The following is a 2,534-nucleotide window of genomic DNA, read 5'->3' on the forward strand; positions in this document are numbered from 1 at the left end:
GAACGAACCCGCTGCGCGGGAGGGCGCCTGCGGTTGAGGTAGAGATCAGGAACCGGTCGTCGCGCCTGCATTGAGCGTTGTTCGGCGGCGGCAGAGCATGACGGGCTTCTTCAACAAGGAGCCTGACCATGACCCATCCTGTTCTCGAAGCTCCGATCAGCCCGCTGCGCCAGCGGCTGATCGACGATATGACCCTGCGCCGGTTCGGCAAGGAGACGCAGCGCAACTATCTCCGCGATGTCGGAAGGTTCGCCAGCTTCCTCGGCCGATCTCCGGATACGGCCACGGCCGACGACCTACGACGATTCCAGGTTGAACAGCAGGAGGACGGCGTTCCCGTTCCGACCATGAACAGCATCGTGTCGGCGCTGCGCTTCTTCTTCACCCATACGCTCGACCGCCCGGATCTGGCGCGCAGGCTCGTCCGGCTGGCGCACCCGCGCAAGCTACCCGTGGTCCTAAGCCGAGACGAGGTCGCCCGGCTTCTCAACGCCACCACCTGCCTCAAGCATCAGGCCGCGCTGTCGGTCGCCTATGGCTCAGGGCTTCGCGTCGCCGAGGTGTCGACACTGAAGGTCGCCGATATCGACAGCGAGCGCATGCTGCTGCGTATCGAGCGTGGCAAGGGCGGACGATACCGCAATGCCATGCTGTCGGCCGACCTGCTTACGCTGTTGCGCCAGTGGTGGAAGGTCGGGCGGCAACAGGGTGTCATGCACCGCGATGGCTGGCTGTTTCCCGGGCAGCATCCGATGAAGCCGATCAGCACCCGACACCTTCACCGCATCGTCGTCGAGGCGGCACAGGCCGCCGGCATCGCCAAGCGGGTCGGGCCGCATACGTTGCGCCACAGCTTCGCCACCCACCTGCTTGAAGACGGCACCGACATTCGGGTCATCCAGGTCCTGCTCGGGCACGCCAAGCTCGACAACACCGCCTTCTACACCAAGGTCGCGACCCGCACGGTGCGCACGGTCACGAGCCCGCTCGACAAGCTCGGCCTGTTCAAGGAGGCAGAGATCTCGCCCGATGGCTGAGCCGTGCGCGCCTCTGTCGAGGTCGCCGACATCTTCCGTGCTGCCGGACCCGCCTACCGGGCCGTTCATGCCGGCCATCTGAGCATTATCCAGCTCAAGGTGATGTCGGCGATCGAGCACTGCCGCACCGCGGCGCTTGGCGGTCACGTCGAGGCCTGCGAGGACTGCGGCCAGTGGCGGATCGCCTACAACTCCTGCCGCAACCGGCACTGCCCCAAGTGCCAGGGCGCCGCGGCGCGGACATGGCTGGCCGAGCGCGAGGCTGACCTGCTGCCGGTCGGCTACTTCCATGTCGTGTTCACCCTGCCCGCCGAAGTCGCCGACATCGCCTTCCACAACAAGGCGCTAGTCTACGACCTGCTGTTCAAGGCGGCATCGGAGACGATGCTGACCATCGCCGCTGATCCGAAGCATCTCGGCGCGCGCATCGGCATCACCGCCGTGCTCCACACATGGGGCTCGGCGATGACTCACCACCCCCATGTTCACATGATCGTGCCGGGCGGCGGCATCGCACTCGACGGGAAGCGCTGGGTATCGTCGCGCCCGGCCTTTCTCCTTCCGGTGCGCGTGCTCGGCAAGCTCTTCCGCCGTCTGCTCCTGACCCGGCTGCTTGCGCTTCACGATGCCGGCCGGCTCGCCTTCGTCGGATCGGCGGCGCATCTGGCCGACCGACGCGCCTTCCTGCGTCATCTGAAGCCTGTTCGCAGCAAGCGCTGGGTGGTCTATGCCAAGGCACCCTTCGCCGGGCCGGAAGCGGTGCTTGCCTACCTGTCGCGCTACACGCACAGGGTCGCCATTTCAAACCGTCGCCTGATCCGCTTCGACGAGAGCCGCGTCACCTTCCGCTACAAGGACTACCGCCGCGACGGCGCGGACCGGCAGCAGATCATGACGCTCGCCGCCGACGAGTTCATCCGCCGCTTCCTGCTCCATGTCCTGCCACGCAGTTTCCATCGCATCCGGCATTACGGCCTGCTCGCCGGCTCCGCCCGCAAGGCCAGCCTCGCGCTCGCCCGCGAACTCCTGGACGTCACCGCGCCAGCCGATGACGAAACACCAGGCGAACCGGAAGACTTCCGGCCGCCATGCCCCTGCTGTGGCGGACGCATGATCGTCATCGAGGTGTTCGAACGGTGGAGGCAGCCGCGCGGACCGCCCTACGCCAGGACACCGGACCGGGAGAACGCCCCATGACCCGGCATGGCTTGATGCAGCCTTCTGGCGCAGGCACTCAGTCTCCGGCAACCAACCCGGGCGCGTCCATGGTGATCATCGGCGTCGACAGGGCTGCGTCCGACTGCATGCCGAGCCGACGATGCCGCACGGCCGGAAGACAAGGCAGTCCGTCTGCATCAATCCCGCCGCTTCCCGGCGGCGGTCGCGCCATCCCAGACACCAGCCGAAAATCGAAATCTCCATAGCCATCGCCCGTGGCCCGCGGGTTCCTTCCTCGGGGACTTTCGTACGCCTGCCGGCGCCCGAAACTCTTCACGA

At 66.6% G+C, this 2,534-nt stretch carries 3 protein-coding genes; 2 read left to right on the forward strand and 1 reads right to left on the reverse strand.

The features are described from left to right. Positions 1-128: 128 nt before the first annotated feature. Entirely contained in the window at positions 129-1,037 is a 909-nt protein-coding gene (locus AC0L2A_RS35950; protein WP_473612920.1) for a tyrosine-type recombinase/integrase, read from the forward strand. Positions 1,038-1,040: 3 nt separating this feature from the next. Further along, positions 1,041-2,234, forward strand: coding sequence for an IS91 family transposase (locus tag AC0L2A_RS35955; RefSeq protein WP_473612921.1), 1,194 nt, complete (start codon positions 1,041-1,043; stop codon positions 2,232-2,234). A 37-nt stretch (positions 2,235-2,271) separates the two neighbouring features. On the opposite strand, the gene AC0L2A_RS35960 is transcribed toward AC0L2A_RS35955, so the two are convergent. Continuing rightward, positions 2,272-2,534, reverse strand: a 263-nt coding sequence (locus AC0L2A_RS35960; protein WP_473612923.1) for a hypothetical protein, incomplete at its 5' end; no start/stop codon positions are given.

Source organism: Mesorhizobium sp. WSM4844 (assembly GCF_055811775.1).

Coding starts and splice junctions, on each gene's coding strand:
- AC0L2A_RS35950 (WP_473612920.1), top strand. CDS start 129: ATGACCCATCCTGTTCTCGAAGCTCCGATCAGCCCGCTGCGCCAGCGG.